The sequence below is a fragment of the Micromonospora sp. LOL_025 genome, from assembly GCF_048060285.1.
Classification (GTDB): Bacteria; Actinomycetota; Actinomycetes; order Mycobacteriales; family Micromonosporaceae; genus Micromonospora.
Window position 1 is genome coordinate 23,146 of sequence record NZ_JBHMIR010000022.1, and the last position, 18,742, is coordinate 41,887.

Consider the following 18,742-nt stretch of genomic DNA (forward strand, 5'->3'; position numbering starts at 1 on the left):
CCCTGGCGTGCCCCTAGCGCCCCCTATCGGCGCACAGACATCTATCGGACCGACGTTTCAGGACGGAGCATGACGACGTGGACGAGGCAGTGGTGGTCACGGAGCTGGTCAAGCGGTACCAGCCCAACATGCCACCGGCGGTGGACGGGCTGAGTTTCTCCGTCGCCGCCGGTGAGGTCTTCGGCCTGCTCGGGCCGAACGGCGCGGGCAAGACGACGACGATCGGGGTGCTGACCACTCGGGTGCGGGCCACCTCGGGCCGGGCCCGGGTGTGCGGCGCGGACGTCATCGGCGCGCCCGCCGTCGCGCGGCAGTTGCTGGCGGTCGTACCTCAGCGGGTGAACCTGGACCGGGCGCTGACCGTCCGGCAGAACCTGCTGTTCCACGCGGCGTACCACCGCGTGCCCCGGGCGGAGCGCATCCGGCGGGCGGACGAGCTGCTGGACCAGATGGGGCTCAAGGACTTCGCGAACCACCGTACCGACTTCCTGTCCGGCGGCCTCGCCCAGCGCACGATGATCGCCCGCGCGCTGATGCACTCGCCCCGGGTGCTCTTCCTCGACGAGCCGTCCGCGGGCCTCGACCCGCAGTCCCGGCTCTTCGTGCACGACCGGATCGCCGAGCTGAAGCGGGCCGGGGTGACCGTGGTGGTCACCACGCACGACATGGACGAGGCGGAGAAGCTCTGCGACCGCGTCGGCATCGTCGACCACGGCAAGCTGCTCACCATGGACACCCCGTCCGCGCTGACCCGTACGCTGCCGGGCAGCAGCACGCTGACCCTCGTGGTGACGCCCGGCGCCCCCGCCGAGGAGGTGCGGGCCGCGCTCGACGCGATCCCGGACGTGGAGCAGGTGGAACACTTCAAGGTGGCCGCCCCGGCGCCCGCCGCCGCGCCGGCGTTCCCCGGCATGCCGGCGATGCCGATGCCCGCGCCGGCCCCCGACGCGCCCGCCGACCCCGACGCCCCGCTCTCCTTCCGGGTCTACACCAGCGGTCAGCCGGCCAACGCCATCCCGATGGCGATGAAGATCCTCGCCGACCTGGGCTGCGAGGTTCGTGACCTCAACATCGGCCAGCCCAGCCTGGAAGATGTCTTCATCCACCTGACCGGAAGGGAACTTCGGTGAGCGTCGCCGCCCCCGCCCCCCCGTCCGCGCCCTCGACGGCCGCGGCGCCGCCGCCGGTGAGCGCGCTGGACCAGTTCGCCACGTTCCGCGCGGTGCTCTCGCGGGACCTGTTCGTCACCGGCCGGGAGCTGGTCGGCTTCCTGCTCCAGGTCTTCATCCAGCCGCTGTTCATGCTGCTGATCTTCGGCAAGGTGCTCAGCGACCTGGGCTACGCCAGCGACGACTTCTCCAACGTGCTGCTGCCCGGCGTCATCGCGCTGAACGCCTTCCTGATCGGCCTGGAGAACACCGCGCTGCCGATGATGATGGACTTCTCCTTCACCCGGGAGATCGAGGACCGCCTCCTGTCGCCCATGGCGATCCCGCTGGTGGCCCTGGAGAAGATCGTCTTCGGCGGCATCCGCGGCCTGATCGCCGGCGTGGTGCTGATCCCGGTCGGCATGCTCATGCTCGGTGTCACCTGGCCCTGGGCGGTCGTGCTCAAGGTGATCGGGGTGTTGGCCATCGGCGCCCTGGTCGGCGCGGCGGTCGGCCTCGCCTTCGGCACGCTGGTGCCGACGCAGCACATCCAGATCATGTTCACCGTGGTGATGACCCCGATCATGTTCACCGGCGCGACGCAGTTCCCGCTGCTCGGCCTCGACTCGCTGCGCTGGTACCAGGTGATCTGCTCGCTGAACCCGCTCACCTACATCAGCGAGGGGACCCGGTCGCTCGTCGGTCCGCCGGGGGTCGAGTCGCTGCCGCTCTGGCTGTGCATGTGCGTCCTCGCCGGGGTCTTCGTGGTGTTCTCGATGATCGGCATGCGTGGCTTCATGCGCCGTGCCATGGACTGACAGGTTCTGAGACCGCGATTCCGATCGCGGACGCGGGTGCCCCGCAAGGGGCGTCCCCCGTCGGGGCCCGCCTCCGCACCCGTGCGCCGTACCACCTCGACACGCCGATGGCCCGAGCCGCTTCCGCGGCCCGGGCCATCGGCGTCCGTGCTTACACCCCATCGTCGGACACGAATGTCGACATGGTAGGTTCGTCCCCAATAATCGGCACATAACCCGCCTCTCCAGCGAGCGCTGCCGTGCGAGCCGTGGCAGTCTGTTTCAGAGGGCGCCAGCTCGTGGTTCCGGCTGTCTCGGAGTACCAGCCTTTCGGACCGGGCTTCGCCGAACGTTGCTGCATCGATAAGGATCGATGCCGATCCGCCGCCGACCGAACGGCTCCACGAACAGCCCGCCGGCGCGGCGTACTCCAGGGTCGGACGGCGCGGGTCGCCGCACAGGCGGGAAGGAGTGACGGACGGTGGACATGACCGGAAACGACCGTGACCGGGCGGTACTCGTCGTCGCCTACAACAGCGCGGGGATGTTCAACCCGCTGCTCAGCATCGTCGGCGAGCTGAAGGCCCGGGGCGTCGGGAACGTCTGGTTCGCGTCGACCGAGGATCGCCGCGGGGACGTCGAGGGGCTGCGCGGGCCGGGCGAGGTCTCGTTCGTCTCGCTCGGCCCGGCCCGGCCGCAGTCGTCACCGGACACCTGGGACGACGCGACGTACCGGCTGCTGACCACCGGCGACCGGGCGATCAGCTTCGCCCGGTACCTCGACGCCAGCACCGACCACGACCACGTGCAGCAGCTCTACCGGCGCTGCCTCGAGGTCATCGACGAGATCCGGCCGGTGGTGGCCGTGGTGGACAGCCTCGCCAGCTGGGCGATGGACGCGGCGCAGACCCGGCAGCTGCCCTTCGTGGTCAGCATCTCGCTGCCGCCGTCCAACTTCCTTCAGGAGCAGTTGCCGTCGCGCTACCCCGCCCCGTTCTCGGGGCTGCCGGCGCGGATGACGCCCCGGCAGCAGGCGGCCAACGTCGGCTTCCGGAACCGGCTGGTGCGGGCGCTGATGGAGCCGGACCGGCTGCGGCGCAGCCTCGCCGCCGTGGCCACCCGGAAGGCGGCCGGCATCCGCAACCCGGAGATGCGCCCGGCGGGCTACGTGGAGGCCGCCGAGGCGCTCGTGGCGTACACGGTCTTCGGCTTCGAGTACCCGTTCGCGACCGCCCCGGAGAAGCTGCGGATGCTGGGTCCCGTCGTGCCCCGGGAGCTGCCGCCGGCCGACGGCGACGACGAGCTGACCCGGTGGCTCGACGAGCACCCCTCGGTGGTCTACGTCGGGTTCGGCACCATCATGCGACTGTCGCGGCGGCAGGTGGACGCGATCGTCGAGGTCACCGACCGGCTCGGGCCCGAGCACGCCGTGCTGTGGAAAGTGCCCGCGCGCCAGCAGCACCTCCTCCCGCCGGCGGAGCGGCTGCCGGACAACCTGCGGGTGGAGGCGTGGGTGCCGTCGCAGCACCGGGTGCTGGCCCACCCGCACGTGCGGGTCTTCTTCAACCACGGCGCCGCCAACGCCATCCACGAGGCCGTCCACTTCGCCGTACCGCAGCTGGTGATGCCCTTCTGGCTGGACTGCCCCGACGGGGCGGTGCGCGCGGTCGACAGCGGGGTGGCACTGTCCGTCGAGCGTGCCGACTCGCTGGACGTCGAGGACGTCCTCGCCAAGCTGGAGCGGCTGCTGGGCGAGGAGACGTTCCGGGCCCGGGCGCGGCTGTGGAGCCGGCGGATGCGGCAGGCCGGCGGGGTCACCGCCGCCGCCGACCTCGTGCTGCGGCACCGCGACGAGGCGGCGGCCCGTCGTGGCGTCGGGCTGGCCGTCGGCTGAGCTTCCGGTCGTCGTACGCGTGGGAGGGGCGCGGTGGTCACACCCACCGCGCCCCTCCCACGTCCGTCAGGACGCGGCGCCCTGGGTCTCGTCAGCCAGCGCCTCCGCGTACGCGACGAGCCGGGACGGCAGGTCCGTGCGCCGCTTGACGTCCAGCTTGCGGTAGACCCGGGTCAGGTGCTGCTCCACCGTGCTCACGGTGATGAAGAGCTTGCTGGAGATCTGCCGGTTGGTGTGCCCCTGGGCGGCCAGCGCGGCGACCCGGCGTTCGGCGTCGCTCAGCCCGTCGTCCGGCTCCTGCAACTCGGCGGCGGCCGGGTACGCCGGCAGCCCGCTGCCCGGCTCCCGGCGGATCAACCGCTGGGCCAGCACCGACGCCCCGCAGTCCTGGGCGAGCTGGTAGGCCCGGCGGACGAGCAGTCGGGCACGGGCGGAGTCCCCGGCACGCTGGAGCGTCTGGCCGGTGTCGCCGAGGGCCCGGACGAGTTCCAGCCGGTCGCCGCTGGACTGGAGCAGGTTGACCGCTTCGGAGAGCAGCTTGCGCCGGTGGTCCTGGGCGGCGGTGGTGGCGAGCAGCCGGAGCGTCCGACCCCGGGTGCGGTCGTCGACCCCGTGCGGCACCCGCAGCTGCTCCTGGAGCAGCTGGGTGGCCTGCGTCTTGTTGCCGACGCTGAGCTGCACCCGGGCCAGCTCCAACCGCCACGGCACCAGCCCGGCCGCGTCGATGCCCCAGGCCCGCATCAGCTCGCCGCACCGTCGCAGGTCGGTGGTGGCGGCGTGCGGCCGGCGCACGGCCAGGTGGTGCCGGGCCCGGGCGGCCAGGTAGTGCAGGCCCAGCGGGGTGCGGAACACGCCGGGCGGGACGGGGTGGGCGAGCCACCTCTCGGCCTCGGAGAACCGGCCCGACTCGGTCGCGCAGGCGACCAACGTGGCCAGCGGGCCGGCGACCGCCACCCCCCAGGCCGGGGCGGGCATGTCCTCCAGGGCCGCCCGCGCGTGGTGCTCCGCGCCGGGCAGGTCGCCGACGCGCAACGCCGCCTCCGCCCGGACCGCCCGGATGACGGCCCGCCACACCGGGGCGTGCTGGGCGACCGGCCGGCCGAGCAGCACGTCGCCCCAGACCGCGGCCCGGTCGGACCGACCCGCCCAGAGCAGCGCCAGCAGGGGAGCGGTCAGCAGGCCCAGCGCGCCGTCGTCGGTGTGGTGGCGCTGGAGAAGCTGCTCGGCGGTGGCCACGGTGTCGTTGTCCGCGGCCGGCGTCAGCGCGGTGCCGAGCACCGTCACCGCCTGGAGCAGCGGGCTGATCGTGGTCGGCGCGTTCGCCGCCCGGCTCCAGGTGCTCGGGGTCTCCCGCACGGTGGCCAGGTGGTCCGGGTGGGAGAGGGAGACCAGCAGCTGCATCATCCGCAGGCGACCGGCCGCGCCGGCCGAGCCGTGCTCCTCGTCCGACGAGAAGGCGCTGACCGCCTCGGTGGCCTCGTCCGCCCGGCCCTGCCAGAGCAGGTAGGGCACGGCGGCGAGGCCCGCGTCGGTGGACCAACCGGCGGCCCGCGCCGTCTCCACCAGCTCGGTCAGCTGCCCGTTCACGGTCAGCGGGTTGATCTGCCAGCGGGCGTTCACCAGCATCTCGGTGGTGGCGGTCCGCTGCTGCGCGTCCACCGGGGCGCGGGAGACCAGGCGCAGGCAGGCGGCGGCCACGTCGGGCCGCCCCGACGCCAGCGCGTGGCCGGCGGCGTCCTGGAGCACCGGCACCATCCAGGGCGCGCTCGCCGAGCCGGCGGCCACCAGATGCTCGGCGACCACGCTCGGCTCGGCGCCGTGGTCGTGCAGCACCTCGGCGGCCCGCTGGTGCAGGCTCCGCCGTTCGTCGGCCGACATGTCGCCCAGGATCGAGCGCAGGATGCGCGGGTGGCGCAGCTGGTCGGCCTCCATCAGACCGGAGGTACGCAGCACCCGCACGGCCGGGGCCGTCGACTCGGGCACCACGTCGAGGAGGTGGCCGAGCAGTTCGGTCGTCGCGGGCCGGTTGAGTACCGCCAGCGCCTGGGCCACCCGGCGCACCCCCGGCTCGTGCCGGTAGAGGCAACCGAGCACGGCCTGGTCGAACGCGTCGCCGACCGACGGGCCGTACTCGTCGCCCGGCTCCCCGCTGGCCCGCTCCTCGAGCAGCGCCCGGGTGAGCAGCGGATTGCCACCGGTCATGCGTACGCAGCGTTCCGCCGTCCGCCGGGCGTCGGCGTTGTCGGCTTCGCCGCCGACCAGCCGGGCGACGGCGTCGACGGTCAACGGTGGCAGGCCGATCCGGGAGAAGTGCGGCTGGCTGAGCAGCTCGGCCCGGAACAGCGGGTGCGGCGGGCGCAGCGTCGAGGCCTCCGCGAGCACGACCATGATCCGGGCGTGGCGCAGCCGGCGGGTCACGTAAAGAAGGCAGTGCAGCGAGGCCGGGTCCGCGTGGTGCACGTCGTCGACGGCGAGGACCAGGGGCCCGGCGGTGGTCAGGTCGAGCAGAGCGGCGAAGAGACCGTGCAGCAGCGGCGCCCAGGCCCGGTCGCCGTCGGCCGCCTCACCGCCGGGCTCGGGCAGCGGTACGGCGAAGGTGCCGTCCCGCATCAGCTTCTCGACCCGGGCCGCCGCCTCCGGCGTGAGCCGTGCACTGTGGAACAGCTGCCCGATCACGCCCAGGTGGAGTCCGCGCTCGGCCCGGGAGCCGGCGGCGCTCATCACCTGCCCGCCGGCGCCCGCCGCCCACTCGCTGAACGACTCCAGCAGGCTCGTCTTGCCGCTGCCCACGGCGCCGGTGACCAGCGCGACGTGGCCGCGCTGCTGGTCCTCACAAGCTCGGAATGCGCGCCGGAGACGGGTTGTCTGTTCCTCTTGCTGCACCAACACCAGCGTGTCAGCCCTTCTCGTACGCGGTGCGGGACCGGGAACCCCGGTGTGGCCGCCGCCGCCTCCCCCTTGCCGGACAGCCGCCCCTCCACCCGCGTCTTCCGGGTAGGGGTGGAGCGCACCGGGCCGCCGTGCCGGGTGGACCTGGAAATCTTTCGCCGGACCGGGGTTCTCGCCGTACGGTCCGCGTGCTGAGGGGAGTCTGGCACCGGCGCGGGTGTGCGACAACGGGCGCGAGACCCCATCGTTTCGCGCACAAACCTGCGGCCCTGAAACGCGTTTAGGGGTTGCGCGACGCGCGGTGAGGGGTGTCGGACTCGACCCGGTGGGGGAGATGGCGACACGATGAGTGGCTGGTGTCGGGTGTGCGGCTTGATGGTGTCACATCGGGCTCCGTCACGCACGTCCTCCTGCACGGACCGTGGCGGGGCGCGGACACCCGGCGACGGTCGGTGCGGGCGGAGTCCGCAGTGAACGGCCGGTGCCGGCCGGCGGAGGTGACGGCGGAGTGCGCGGGCGGCTGCCGGCGACGATCGGCGGAAGCCGGGGTGAACGGCGGGTCAACGACCGGCGGTGGCGTGAGCCGAGGGTGGACAGGCGCGGGAGCCACCGCGGCGCGACCCGCGGCGGCGACGGCCGGCGGGAGGCCGGGGCCGTGGTCGACCGGCGGCGGTCAATGCCGCCGGGGTCCGGCGGTCAGCGCTGCCGGGGCCCGGGAGGCCGGTGGCCCGGGTCGTCCAGAGCACGCGGCGGTGGGTCCAGGACCGTCGCGCCGGGTCGGTTCATGCGCAGCCGGGCGGCCAGTTCGCTGCGCGAGTTGACGTCCAGCTTCCGGTAGATCCGGGTCAGCCGCTGCTCGATCGCACTGACCGTCAGGAAGAGCTTCTCGGCGATCTCGCGGTTGGTGTGTCCCTGGGCGGCGAGGGTGGCCACACTGCACTCCGCGTCGGTCAGCCCCTGGACGACGACCGTCGCGCCGGCACCCCCGGCGGCACCGCTCCTGGCAATGGAGAGGCCGGGCCGCAGCATCGGGATCCCGCACTCCTCGGCGAGCATCCGGGCCGACCGCGCCGCGACGCGGGCCTGCCGCCGGTCGCCGATCTGCTGGTATGCCTGACCGAGGTCGGCCAGGTTGTGCGCCAGCTCCATCCGGTCACCGCACTGCCGCAGCAGTCGGACAGCGCTGCGCAGGTGCGGGATCCGGTCCGGCCCGTCCTCCGTGGCGGCCAGGACCCGCAGGGCGGCGGCGCGGTAGCGGACGTGGACGGGCCGCAGCCGGGCCAGCTCGTCGCGGACCAACCTGCCGGCCTGCTGGCGGCGGCCCATCCGGAGCAACGCCCGCGCCGACTCGGTCCGCCACGGGACGAGGCCCGAGAAGTCCAGCCGCCAGCGGTTCATCAGCTGCCCGCAGAGCTGGAAGTCGGCAAGCGCGGCCTCCGGGCTCCCGGCGGCGAGCGCGTGCATCCCGCGGGCCTGCAGGTAGTGCAGCCCGATCGGGGTCTCGAACATCGCCGGAGGCACCGGCACCTGGAGGGAGGCCGCCGCCGCGTCGAGCTGGTCCATGAAGGTGAGGGCCCGTATCCGGACGGCGAGCGGTATGCCGATCACCACCCCCCAGCCCTTCGGCGAGAGCTGGTTCAGCGCCTCGTCGGCCAGCTTCTCCGCTCGGGGCAGATCGCCGAGCCGTCCGGCGACGGCTGCCCGCAGGGCCGCGAGCGTCGCCGACGGGGTGGGGTAGCGCGGGGTGGCCGGGTTGCGGTTCAGCCGGTCGCACCAGTCGTCGGCCAGGTCCAGCCGGTCGGCGTAGATCATGGCGATGAGGGCGCAGACGGCGGTCCACATGTTCGGCTCGTCGTCCAGCCCGGTGGTCGACAGCGCCCGCTCGGCCTGCTCGACCGCGCCGGCGTCACCCCGGTCGAGCACGGCGGAGAGCAGGGTGGCGCCCTCGATCCCGCGCTTGACCTTGGCCAGCGTGAGCGGGTCCCGGGCGGCCACGGTGGGCGCCGGGCGGTCGACCATCACGCCGGGGTAGAGGGTCGACATCCAGGCCGTGGTGACGAGCAGTTCGGCGGCGGACCTCGTGTCCGCCCCTTCGCTCAGGTGGTTGACCAGCTCGACGGCCTTGTCGATCTCACCGTGCCAGAGCAGGTAGTGGATGGGACCGGCGGCCTGCTGGCTGCCGAGGTGCCCGGCCCGGATGGCGGTGATGACGTCGACCAGGTGGGGGATCGCCGCCTGCGGGTCGAGGCGCCACTCGGCGCGGGCCAGCGCGGAACGGATCCGCGCCCGCAGGCATTCGCCGGCGCAGCCGCGGTGTGCGCGGCGCAGGTATCGCAGCGCGGTCTCCACCTCGCCGTCGAGCAACGCCTGCTCGCCGGCCTCCAGCAGGGTCTGCGCCATCCAGGGCTCGGCCAGCTCGTCGATCCCGACCAGATGCGGCGCGATCCGCGCCGGGACCGCGCCGTCGTCGTGCAGCAGGCAGGCCGCCTCCAGGTGCAGCCGTGCGCGTTCCTCGGCGGTCATGCCGTCGATCACGGCCTGGCTCACCGCCGGATGGCGCAACCCCTGCTCCGTGATCAGCCCCGCGCTGGTCGAGTCGTCGATCGCGCCGAGCGCGGCCCGTGACCGTGCGTCCACGAGGTGGGGCAGCAGGTTGCCGTGCAGCGGCTCGCCGGTCACGGCCAGTACCCGGGCGGCATCGAGCACCAGGTGGTCGCAGCGGTACAGGCAGCTCAGCACGGCTTCCCGGAACGACTCCCCGACCACCGGGCGGTCGGCGGGCCGGGGAGCGGCCGCCTGGTCCTCGGCAAGCGCCTGCACCAGCAGCGGGTTGCCGCCGCTGATCCGGTGGCTCTCCTCGGCGATGGTCCGGGCGACCGGAACGCCGAGTCGCTGGGCGAGCAGTTGGAACGTTCCCTCGGCGGTGAGCAGCGGCAGCCGGATGCGCTGCAGCCTCGTGGGTTGCAGCAGTTCGGCGTGTACGTCGGGCCGCCACGGCCGGGTGCGCGGCGCCTCCGTCAGGATGATCAGCACGGGCAGACCGGAGATCCGGCGCGCCACGTAGTCGAGGCAACGCAGCGACGGCACGTCGGCGTGGTGGATGTCGTCGACCGCGATGACCAGCGGCCCCTGCGCGGTCATCTCGAGCAGGGCCCCACCGATCGCGGCGGTGGCCAGGGCGGTGTCCTCGTGGTCGGTGTCGTCGGCGTCGGCCCAGGTGAGGGCGCCCGCGTCCAGCAGCCGCCCGAGGCGGGCCCAGATGTCGGGGTTGCCGGCCCCACTCAACGGCGCCGCCCGGACGAGCTGCCGGACGACCTCCAGCGGAACGGTGCGTTCGGCGCGGGAGGCACTCGCGCCGAGGACACGCGCCCCGGAGGCGCAGGCCCGCCGGGCGATGGTCTGCAACAGCGTGGTCTTGCCGGAGCCGACCGGGCCGGTCAGCACGGTCACGGTCCGGTTGGTCGGGGGGGCGTCGTCCTGGAACAGGTCCGTCAGCCGGCGTTCCAGCATGCTGAGCAGGCACGACCGCTCGGTCAGCTCCATCGACACGGCCCCCGGAGGAGCGTGCGGTCCGCGGTCACCGGAGGGGCCGCCCGCCCTGCGCGCCCCTGGAGCTCGACGAAATCGGAGACCGGCAATTCTTGACCCATTCCATTATTAGCAAATATAGACGACCGTCGAGCATGGCCGGCGAACCATCGACCGACTTGACCTGCTGGGTGACTCCGGGTCGCGCTCCCACCAGTGTCGGCGATATTCGTCAGCCCTCCGGGCCGGTCTCCCCAATCGACCACCGTGATGGTGGGAGTATGGCAGTTCGGCAATTGGGCGGCAAGCCGAGGTTTGTAAAGGATGGGCAAACATCGGTTCTGTGTCCGCCGCCCGACCGGGGCCTTCGATGCGCGACTGACAACGGAAAGTCGCCGGGCGGTCCCGTAACGTGACAGCATGCCGTTGCGGCCCATTGGTCACGCCTTTCCGACCCGCTCGGCGATTGGCGGACGCGTTGTTGCGTGCTAGGCGTCCGGTGCGCTTCCGCGTCGTCGCCGCGACGGGGCTCCGGTCGTCGACGTGTCGGCGGCGGCCGCCTCCCGTCGGGGCGTCCCGGGGCCGTTCCGCCGCGGGGTGGGCCGGAGGCTCTGAAGGTCATCTCGTGTAAGCGCTGCTCAACTCAGTGTCAACATGGCCCACGGGCGGTCCGGTGGCCGTCCGCGAGGCTCGGTCCGACGAGAGTCTGCCGCGTCCCGAGCGGGCGTCGACGCCTTCCTTCCGCCGGGCGGGGCCGGCCGGGAGCCCCGGGTGGGCGGCTCGACAATTGTTGAAGGTTCCCGATTGTTGCGGAGTGCAACATTGCCGGCCCGAAGTGCGGCCGCAGGCCGCCGGGTCGGGACCGGGATCGGGACTCGGCGCCCGCCACCGACGTGCCACCGATTCGGACCTTTGGGAAATTCGCCGATTATGTTGTTAAAAAAGAATTATGCGCACAGGAATCTGTCGGCGGAAGCCGGCATTGCCGCGTGGCCCGCGCGAATGACGATCAGACAATGGTGACCGACATCAATGCGCCGACCGTTTCCTCGTGCTGGCCGACAATTTTTCGTCAAAAGTCGACTCCAATGTCTGCCAATCCTGACGGCTTGTCGTCCATCCATAGTGTCGGCCACGGGAAAGGACGGCCGGGCCTGCCGTCGCCGAAAACCGGACGAGATCCTGTCCTACCTGGCCTGTCGGCCTCGCAGGGGGCCCCGGGCCGGGCGGCTAGGGGTTGTGCCGGGCCGATAGCCCGGCCTAATTTCGGGGCACCCGTTTCCAACATCGGGATAGCCGGATATGGGGCCACGCGTGCCCCTGACCTGAAGGGTTCTGTGGCCGTCGTGATGTCCCACCTGCTGCCGCGACTCGTTGCCGCCCTCCGCAGGGGATAGCGCAGATGACACTGCTGCCGGCGCTGCGGGGATTCGGCGCGGACCGGGCCGATGCGGTCAGGGTGGCCGGCGGCACGCTCTCCAGCGAGGCCCTGCTCGGCTGCGTCACCGCGGTGGCCGACCGGATCAGGGGCGCGGTCGCGGTCGCGGTCGACGGCACGCCGACCCTGGAGACGGTGGTCGGAATGCTCGGCGCCGTCCACGCGGGCGTCCCGCTCGTACCGCTGCCCCCTGACGCCGACGAGTGCGAACGGGACCGCATCCTGCGGCAGTCCGGCGCGACGGTGCTCCTCGGCCGTGACCGGTCCGACACCTACCGGCTGCCCACCGTCCCGGTCGACCTGCGCCAGCGCTCCTCGACCCCGCATCCCGAGCCGGCGCCGGGCACCGACGCCGTCATCCTCTACACCGGGGGTGCCGGCGGGCCGCCGCGCGGGGTGCGCATCTCGCGCCGTGCCATCGCCGCCGACCTCGACCTGCTGGCCGGCGCGTGGCGGTGGAGCGAGGAGGACGTCGTGGTCCAGGGCGCGCCGCTGTTCCGGGCGTACGGCCTGATCGTCGGCCTGCTCGGCGCGCTGCGGGTCGGCAGCCGCTTCGTCCACCTCGACCGGAACGCCGCCGCCGGACCGGTCGGCACCATGTACCTGGCGTTGCCCGAGCAGTGGGCGAAGATCGCGCTGAACGTCCGGTGGGCCCGGTCGCTGTCGGCGGCGCGGATCCTGATCTCCGCGGATGCCCCACTGGCCTGCGCCGTGGCCGAACGTCTCCGGCTGCTCACCTCGCACGCGCCGGTCCAGGCGTACGGCACCACCGAGACGCTCATCGCGCTGACCGGGCGGGCCGACGACCCCACGGCCGTCGGTGCCGTCGGCACCCCCCTGCCGGGGGTGGAGACCCGGGTGCTGGACCGCGAGGCCCGACCGGTGCCGGCCGACGGCGAGTCGGTGGGCGAGCTGAGCATCTGCGGGCCGACGCTGTTCAGCGGCTACGTCGGGGGCGGGCGGGGCGTCGCCGCCGGTCACTGGCACGCCACCGGCGACCTGGCCACCGTGGCCGCCGACGGCTCGTACCGGATCATCGGGCGGCGCGGGCTCGACGTGGTGCACTGCCGGGGCCGGCGGATGCACGCCGGGCAGATCGAGGAGGCGTTGCTGAGCCACCCCGGGGTCCGGGAGGCCGCCGTCGTCGGCACGCCGCACCACGCGCTCGGCGAGCAGGTCACCGCGTACGTCGTCGCCGAGGGATTGACCGCCCAGGTGCTCATCGACCACGTCGGCCGGTACCTCTCGGCGGGTCAACGGCCCCGGCGGGTGCACTTCGTCGACGAGCTGCCGCGCAGCCCGCTCGGCCGGATCAGGAAGTCCCTGCTGATCGCCGCCGGTTGAGCCGACCGGGCCGTGGGCGGCGGCCCGCCGGTCTCCGCCCCGCGCTCAGCCCTCCACCCAGCCGTGCCGCCGGGCCAGGTCCAGCATCCGGGCGCGCACGGCCACGATCTGCGCCCCGGTCAGGTCCGACACGGAGGTCACCAACGCCTCGGTGGTCTCCGTGCAGAAGGCCCGCTCCGAGAGCACGTCGCACAGGCCCTCGTCGTCCTCCGCGCCCTGCCCGCTGTCCCTGCTGCGCCCGGCGGCGAGCGACCCGACGGCCCGGGAGGGCCCGGCCGCGCCGTTCCGCTCCGCTCCCGCGACAGCGCCGACCACCCGCACCAGCACGGCCTTGGGGCCACGGTCGGTCCCCACCGCCTCGTACTCCACCGGGACGCCGGGCGTCAGCGTCCACTTGTCGCCGTCCAGCATGTTCGCGTGCACGAACACGTCGTCGCTGCCGTCGTCCGGGGCGATGAACCCGTAGCCCCGCACCTCGTCGAACCGCACCACCTTGCCAGTGAGCATCGCTTTCCCGCATCCATCCGACCAAAATCCGCATGCCCCGCCCGTGGGAACCGGGGCCCGCCCCCAGACTGGCAGCCGTCCGCGTGGCCCGGCACCCGTACCCGACCCCTATGGTGCACGGTACCGCCGGTGCCGGTGCGGCGAGGGTTGCCACAGCGCCTAGCATCGGCGGACGTGATCGAACAGATCCTGCCCCCCGCCGTGGCGGTGGCCGAGGCCTTCACGGACCCCGCCGGCCTGACCCTGTTCCCCGAGGAAGAGGCGCTGGTGGCCCGGTCGGTGGAGAAGCGCCGCCGGGAGTTCACCACCGTGCGGCACTGCGCCCGCACCGCCCTCGGCGAGCTGGGCCTCGCGCCGGCGCCGATCGTCTCCGGCGCCCGCGGCGCCCCGGTCTGGCCGGCCGGGGTGGTCGGCAGCATGACGCACTGCGACGGCTACCGGGCGGCGGTCCTCGGCCGTACGACCGCGTTCGCCACCCTCGGCGTGGACGCCGAGCCGCACGCGCCGCTGCCCGACGGGGTGCTCGACGCGATCGCCCTGCCGGCCGAGCTGGCCCGCACCGCCACGCTGGGCGCGGCCCGCCCCGCCGTCTGCTGGGACCGCCTGCTGTTCAGCGCGAAGGAGGCGGTGTACAAGGCGTGGTTCCCGCTCACCGGCCGGTGGCTGGACTTCTCCGAGGCGGACATCGTGATCGATCCGGCCGGCACGTTCGAGGCCCGGCTGCTGGTGCCCGGCCCGGTCCTCGGCGGGACCCCGGTGACGGCCTTCGCCGGCAGGTTCCTGGTCGACCGGGGACTGGTGGCCACCGCGATCAGCATCCCGGCCGTCCAGCCCTAGTCCGCCGTCAGCCTGGTCTTCTGCACCTTGCCGAGGGCGTTGCGGGGCAGCGCGTCGACCAGGCGTACCTCGCGGGGCCGCTTGTGCGCCGACAGGTGCCGGGCCACGAAGTCGATCAGCTCGGCCCCGTCCACCCCGTCGCCCACCACGTACGCGGTGACCTGCTGGCCGAGGTCGGGGTGCGGGGTGCCCACCACGGCTGCCTCGCGGACCCCCGGGTGCGCCAGCAGGGCGTCCTCCACCTCGCCCGCGCCGATCCGGTATCCACCGCTCTTGATCAGGTCGGTGGACGCCCGGCCGACGATCCGGTGCCAGCCGTCCGGGTCGACGGTGGCGACGTCCCCGGTGCGGAACCAGCCGTCCGGGGTGCGGCCCGCCGCGTCGGCGTCCGGGCGGTTCAGGTACCCGTCGAACAGCGTGGGGCCGTCGACCTGGAGTTCGCCCATCGCCGCCCCGTCGGCGGGGAGCGTGGCGCCGTTCTCGTCGACCAGCCGCGTACGCATCCCGGGCAGCGGCAGCCCGACGGTGCCCGGCCGGCGCGGGCCGTCCGCCCGGGCGCTCACCGTGATCAGGGTCTCGGTCATCCCGTACCGCTCGACGGGCCGGTGCCCGGTGAGGGTGGCGAGGTCCGCGAAGACCGCCGCCGGCAGCGCCGCGCTGCCCGAGACCAGCAGCCGGGCCGGACGCAGCGCCCGTGCCGCTTCCGGGTCGGCGGCGATCCGGGACCACACGGTCGGCACGCCGAAGTACATCGAGCCGTTGGCGGCGGCGTACCGCTCGGGTCGCGGCCGGCCCACGTGGTGCAGCCGGCTGCCCAGCCGCAGCGGCCCCAGCACGCCGAGCACCAGCCCGTGCACGTGGAACAGCGGCAGGCCGTGCACCAGCAGGTCGTCCGGCGTCCACGCCCAGGCGTCGGCCAGCCCGTCCAGGCAGGCGGCGACCGCTCGGCGGGAGATCACGGCGCCCTTCGGGGCGCCGGTGGTGCCGCTGGTGTAGAGGATCACCGCGGTGCGGGCCGGGTCCGGCTCGGGGTGCACGGTGTCCGAGCGCCGGGCCAGGTCGACGGGCACGACGGCCCGGCCCGCGCCCGCTGCGGTGCGCTCCGCGCCGGCCGGGACCAGCAGCGCCGTCGACCCCGAGTCGCGCAGGATGTGGTCGCGCTCCATCGGCCCGGCGTCCGGCGGGACCGGCACGACCGCCGCTCCGGCGGTCAGCGCGCCGACCACCCCGACCACCGTCTCCAGGGTGGCGGTGGCCTCGATCGCCACCCGGTCGACGCCGCGCAGCTCGTCGGCCACCGCCGCGGCCAGGCGGCGCAGCTCCACCCAGGACACCGCCCGGTCGTCGACCCGGATCGCGTCCGGACGCTCGTCGGTGCCTCTCGCGAGCCAGCTCAGCAGCGGCATGGTGCGACCCCTCTCCAGCGGCTCGGCCCGGGCCGGCCCGGCCGGGCGCGCCGGCGCCCGACGGTGGGCACCTGGAACGCCGGTAGGGTCGGTGGGCGCGGCGGATCCGGGGTGGCCGCGCGCCGCGGCGGGCCCGGAACGACGTCCTGACCGTAGTCGGGGCTCCCGGGGGCCGGCCACCCCTACGGACGGGCGCGGGCGGGTCGGACGGGAGGTGGCGTCGGTGGTCGCGGACGCGGCGGCGTCGACGGCGGTACCGGGCGGTGTCCGGGCCGTGGTGCTCGACCTCGACGGGGTGCTGGTCGACAGCCTCGCCGTGGCCAGGGAGGCGTTCGCCCTCGCGTACGCCGAGGTGGTCGGCGACGGCGTCGCCCCGGTCGAGGAGTACTGCCGCCACCCGGGCCGGTACCTGCCGGAGGTGCTGGAGCTGATGGGCCTGCCGGCGGCGCTGGCCGGACCGTTCGTGCGGGAGAGCAACCGCCTCGCGCACCGGGTCACCCCCGTCGACGGGGTGCCGGAGCTGCTCGGCACCCTGCGCCGGCGCGGGATCGCGCTGGCTGTGGCCACCGGCCGCAGCGGAGTCCGCGCCCGCGACCTGCTCGGCCGGCTCGGTCTGCTGCCGCTGGTCGACCACGTGGTGGGCTCGGACGAGGTGCCCCGGCCGAAGCCCGCTCCGGACATCGTGCGGCGGGCGCTGCGCCTGCTCGGGGCCCGCCCCGGTGAGGCGCTGATGGTCGGCGACGCGCCCAGCGACCTGGCCAGCGCGCGGGCGGCGGGGGTGCTGGCCGTGGCCGCGCTGTGGGGCGAGTCCGACGAGGAGACCCTGCGCGCCGCCGGCCCGGACGTCGTCCTGACCCGACTCGACGAGCTGCTGCCGTTCTGCGCGGTCCGTCGGTGACCGGCACGCGTCGACCGGACACCTGCGGGTGACCGGTCGGCACCCCTGCCCCGCGCCGCGTTGGCGGTCGGCACCCCTGTCCCGGGCCGATTCCCGGTTCGATACCCCCGATTTGTCAGCTGATCAGTTGATCGACGCATCGGTTGGCCGGATGATGTCGGGCGTCGGTCGGCCCGGCTCCGGCCGGCACCGGCCCGTTCCCGCAAGCCGACGCCGCGATCAGCCGAGGGGTCCCGCCCTTCTCGACGGCAACCCGCACGTGAAGGAGGACCACCCCCCATGCCGGTCATCGAAGTCGATCATCTGCAGAAACGGTACGGCGAGAAGATCGCGGTCGACGACGTCTCCTTCACCGTGGAACAGGGCGAGATCTTCGGCGTGCTCGGCCCGAACGGGGCCGGCAAGACCACCACGGTCGAGTGCGTGCAGGGGTTGCGTCGTGCCGACGGCGGCACCATCCGGGTGCTCGGGCTCGACCCGATCCGCGACCGCACCGAGGTGCGGCAGCGCGTCGGCGCCCAGCTCCAGGAGAGCCAGCTGCCGGACAAGGTGCGGGTGTGGGAGGCGCTGGACCTGTACCGGTCCTTCTACCGCAACCGGGCCGACATCGACGAGCTGCTGACCGACCTCGGCCTGGCCGAGCAGCGCAACACCTACTTCCAGAAGCTCTCCGGCGGGCAGAAGCAGCGGTTGTCGGTGGCGCTGGCACTGGTCGGCAGGCCGGAGGTCGCGATCCTCGACGAGCTGACCACCGGCCTCGACCCGCAGGGCCGCCGGGACACCTGGGACCTGGTCGAGCGGATCCGCGACCGGGGCGTCACCGTCGTGCTGGTGACCCACTTCATGGAGGAGGCGCAACGCCTCTGCGACCGGCTCGCGATCATCGACAAGGGTCGGGTGGTGGCCATCGACAGCCCCGCCGGCCTGCTCACCCGGGTCGGCAACGAGCACCGGGTGTACTTCCGTCCCGCCGAGCCGGTCGAGGACGCCCTGCTGCTCGCGGCGCCCGACGTGACGGGGGTGTCCCGCCACGGCGACGAGGTGACGGTGACCGGCACGAAGGACGTGCTCCAGTCGGTCATGTCCGTGCTCAACGGGCGCGGGATCGAGTACACGGCGCTCCGCGTCGAGCAGCCCACCCTCGACGACGCGTTCGTCTCCCTCACCGGCCGTTCGGGCCGGACCGCCGCGCAGTCCCCGACCGACGGGAGGTCGTCGTGAGCGCCCTGTCCAAGCTGATCGCCGTCGAGACCAAGCTGTTCCTCCGGGAACCGGTGTCGTTGTTCTTCGTCTTCGCCCTGCCGATCGGCCTGATGCTCGTCTTCGGGCTGCCGCAGCGCGCCGGCACGGCCGCCGACACCGGCCAGCACGCCGAGCAGACCTTCCTGCCGTCCCTGGCGCTGGCCCTCACCATCGGCATGCTCGCGCTCTTCACCCTGCCGATGGCGCTCGGCATCTACCGGGAACGCCGGGTGCTGCGCCGCCTGGCGACCACCCCGGTGCAGCCCGCCCTCCTGCTGGTGGCCCAGGTGGTGGTCAACCTCGTGATGGGCGTCCTCGGCGCGGTGGTCACCGCCATCGCCGTACGGTTCCTGCTGGACCAGCCGGCGCCGGCCAACGTTCCCGGGTTCGTGCTGGCCTTCCTTCTCGGGGTGGCGTGCCTCTTCGCCGTCGGTCTGCTGATCGCGGCGCTGGCGCCGTCCGCCAGGGCGGCGCAGTCGATCGGCCCCGCGCTGTTCTTCCCGCTGCTCTTCCTGGCCGGTGCCTGGCTGCCCCGCGACCGGATGCCGAGCGCGCTGGCCGCCATCGCCGACTACTCGCCGCTGGGTGCCACGGTGGACACGCTCGGTGCGGCGTGGGCGGGCGCCAATCCGGAGCTGCCGCAGCTGATCGCCCTGGCGGTGATGGCCGTGGTCGGTTCCGTGGCGGCCACCCGGTTCTTCCGCTGGGAGTGATCCTCCACACCCTGATGGCCGGTGCGGTGGACGTCGTGGCTGCCCAGGGCCGTTCCTAGGGGTGCCCTAAGGGTGTCTGCCGAATGTGATCTGGATTACGT

At 73.6% G+C, this 18,742-nt stretch carries 12 protein-coding genes; 8 read left to right on the forward strand and 4 right to left on the reverse strand.

All coding sequences use genetic code 11. From position 1 onward, the window contains the following. Window positions 1–77 precede the first annotated feature (77 nt). From ACFHW0_RS23210 to ACFHW0_RS23220, 3 genes are all read left to right on the forward strand, one after another. On the forward strand, window positions 78–1,130 hold the full coding sequence (locus tag ACFHW0_RS23210) for an ABC transporter ATP-binding protein (RefSeq protein WP_416610753.1): 1,053 nt from the start codon (window positions 78–80) through the stop codon (window positions 1,128–1,130). After that, window positions 1,127–1,966: an ABC transporter permease gene (locus tag ACFHW0_RS23215; RefSeq protein ID WP_151452404.1), complete on the forward strand. Its 840-nt coding sequence runs from the start codon at window positions 1,127–1,129 to the stop codon at window positions 1,964–1,966. The genes ACFHW0_RS23210 and ACFHW0_RS23215 overlap by 4 nt, the downstream gene beginning before the upstream one ends. Before the next feature lie 466 nt (window positions 1,967–2,432). Continuing rightward, window positions 2,433–3,839 (forward strand): glycosyltransferase, encoded by a 1,407-nt coding sequence (locus ACFHW0_RS23220; protein WP_416610755.1) that lies wholly within the window; start codon window positions 2,433–2,435, stop codon window positions 3,837–3,839. Between the two features lie 66 nt (window positions 3,840–3,905). Here the strand turns inward: ACFHW0_RS23220 and ACFHW0_RS23225 are convergent, their stop codons facing one another. Together ACFHW0_RS23225 and ACFHW0_RS23230 are read right to left on the reverse strand one after the other, a co-directional pair. Then, on the reverse strand, window positions 3,906–6,722 hold the full coding sequence (locus ACFHW0_RS23225) for an AAA family ATPase (RefSeq protein ID WP_416610757.1): 2,817 nt from the start codon (window positions 6,720–6,722) through the stop codon (window positions 3,906–3,908). Window positions 6,723–7,424: 702 nt separating this feature from the next. Beyond that, complete coding sequence (locus ACFHW0_RS23230; protein WP_416610759.1) at window positions 7,425–10,271, reverse strand: AAA family ATPase; 2,847 nt, start codon at window positions 10,269–10,271, stop codon at window positions 7,425–7,427. A 1,387-nt stretch (window positions 10,272–11,658) separates the two neighbouring features. On the opposite strand from ACFHW0_RS23230, the gene ACFHW0_RS23235 reads away from it, so the two are divergent. After that, entirely contained in the window at window positions 11,659–13,038 is a 1,380-nt protein-coding gene (locus ACFHW0_RS23235; protein ID WP_416610761.1) for an AMP-binding protein, read from the forward strand. Window positions 13,039–13,083: 45 nt separating this feature from the next. Here the strand turns inward: ACFHW0_RS23235 and ACFHW0_RS23240 are convergent, their stop codons facing one another. Further along, window positions 13,084–13,545: a cold-shock protein gene (locus ACFHW0_RS23240; RefSeq protein WP_416610763.1), complete on the reverse strand. Its 462-nt coding sequence runs from the start codon at window positions 13,543–13,545 to the stop codon at window positions 13,084–13,086. 174 nt (window positions 13,546–13,719) lie between these two features. On the opposite strand from ACFHW0_RS23240, the gene ACFHW0_RS23245 reads away from it, so the two are divergent. Continuing rightward, window positions 13,720–14,382 (forward strand): 4'-phosphopantetheinyl transferase family protein, encoded by a 663-nt coding sequence (locus tag ACFHW0_RS23245; RefSeq protein ID WP_416610764.1) that lies wholly within the window; start codon window positions 13,720–13,722, stop codon window positions 14,380–14,382. Here the strand turns inward: ACFHW0_RS23245 and ACFHW0_RS23250 are convergent. Beyond that, window positions 14,379–15,788, reverse strand: a complete 1,410-nt coding sequence (locus ACFHW0_RS23250) for an acyl-CoA synthetase (RefSeq protein ID WP_416610765.1) — start codon at window positions 15,786–15,788, stop codon at window positions 14,379–14,381. The two genes, ACFHW0_RS23245 and ACFHW0_RS23250, sit on opposite strands and share 4 nt — an antisense overlap. A 223-nt stretch (window positions 15,789–16,011) precedes the next feature. Here ACFHW0_RS23250 and ACFHW0_RS23255 point away from each other — a divergent pair, with 223 nt between their 5' ends. The 3 genes from ACFHW0_RS23255 to ACFHW0_RS23265 all read left to right on the forward strand — a co-directional run bounded on the left by ACFHW0_RS23255 (window position 16,012) and on the right by ACFHW0_RS23265 (window position 18,641). Next, window positions 16,012–16,686 (forward strand): HAD-IA family hydrolase, encoded by a 675-nt coding sequence (locus tag ACFHW0_RS23255; RefSeq protein ID WP_416610767.1) that lies wholly within the window; start codon window positions 16,012–16,014, stop codon window positions 16,684–16,686. Between the two features lie 279 nt (window positions 16,687–16,965). Then, window positions 16,966–17,907, forward strand: coding sequence for an ATP-binding cassette domain-containing protein (locus ACFHW0_RS23260; RefSeq protein ID WP_416610769.1), 942 nt, complete (start codon window positions 16,966–16,968; stop codon window positions 17,905–17,907). Then, window positions 17,904–18,641, forward strand: a complete 738-nt coding sequence (locus tag ACFHW0_RS23265; protein WP_416610771.1) for an ABC transporter permease — start codon at window positions 17,904–17,906, stop codon at window positions 18,639–18,641. Before ACFHW0_RS23260 ends, ACFHW0_RS23265 begins: the two co-directional genes overlap by 4 nt. Window positions 18,642–18,742: the final 101 nt, after the last annotated feature.

Excerpts from the sequence above, each read along its gene's own strand:
- ACFHW0_RS23220 (WP_416610755.1), top strand. The coding sequence starts at position 2,433 with ATGACCGGAAACGACCGTGACCGGGCGGTACTCGTCGTCGCCTACAAC.
- ACFHW0_RS23230 (WP_416610759.1), bottom strand. The coding sequence starts at position 10,271 with ATGGAGCTGACCGAGCGGTCGTGCCTGCTCAGCATGCTGGAACGCCGG.
- ACFHW0_RS23235 (WP_416610761.1), top strand. The coding sequence starts at position 11,659 with ATGACACTGCTGCCGGCGCTGCGGGGATTCGGCGCGGACCGGGCCGAT.
- ACFHW0_RS23240 (WP_416610763.1), bottom strand. The coding sequence starts at position 13,545 with ATGCTCACTGGCAAGGTGGTGCGGTTCGACGAGGTGCGGGGCTACGGG.
- ACFHW0_RS23250 (WP_416610765.1), bottom strand. The coding sequence starts at position 15,788 with ATGCCGCTGCTGAGCTGGCTCGCGAGAGGCACCGACGAGCGTCCGGAC.
- ACFHW0_RS23260 (WP_416610769.1), top strand. The coding sequence starts at position 16,966 with ATGCCGGTCATCGAAGTCGATCATCTGCAGAAACGGTACGGCGAGAAG.